Consider the following 651-nt stretch of genomic DNA (forward strand, 5'->3'; position numbering starts at 1 on the left):
GTGTGAGGACCGCGACCGTTTCGAAAACCGAAAAGGCGCGGATAATTGTCATCACGGTGACGAACACCGTAACTGGCGCCAGCATCGGCCAGGTGACCAGAAGGAAGCGCTTCAGTCCCCTGTCCGCCCCGTCGATAGTCGCAGCTTCGTAGAGCTCCTCTGGAATGGTCGAAAGGCCAGCCAGGAAAAGGATCATGTTGAAGCCAACCAACTGCCAGACGCCGATCGCCGCGAGCGCATATATGGCCGTCGCCGGGTCGGACAGGAACCTGACGGGCGATGCGCCCAGGAGCTGCAGCAGCGTGTTGGCAAAACCCAGACTTGGATGCAGGATTGCTTCCCACGCGGTCGCGAGAGCAACCAAGCTTGCAGCCACGGGCAGAAAGTAAGCGGTTCGATAGAGAACTGCGAACCGTGATCTAGCGATCAAAACGGCGACGAGCAGCCCCCACCCGATTGCCGTCGGCACGACCACAGCCACATAGAGCGCGGTGTTGCGCAGACTCTGAGCAAAGCCAGGGTCGGTCAACATGCGCGTATAATTAGCAACCCCGATGAATTGGATTCCGGCCAAGCCGAGCGACGCATTCGTGAAGGACAGAAAGAAGACAAGAATGGCGGGTCCGATGACAAGGGCAACAAGCAACAGCG

The 651-nt window shown here is 58.8% G+C and carries 1 protein-coding gene; it reads right to left on the minus strand.

Annotated features, from left to right (window positions below; all coding sequences use genetic code 11):
• A partial coding sequence (locus tag EN780_RS36525) for a sugar ABC transporter permease (RefSeq protein WP_133372968.1) occupies positions 1 to 651 on the minus strand: 651 nt, incomplete at both ends.

Origin of the sequence: Mesorhizobium sp. M4B.F.Ca.ET.089.01.1.1 (assembly GCF_004022605.1) — a bacterium.
GTDB classification, from domain to species: Bacteria; Pseudomonadota; Alphaproteobacteria; order Rhizobiales; family Rhizobiaceae; genus Mesorhizobium; species Mesorhizobium abyssinicae.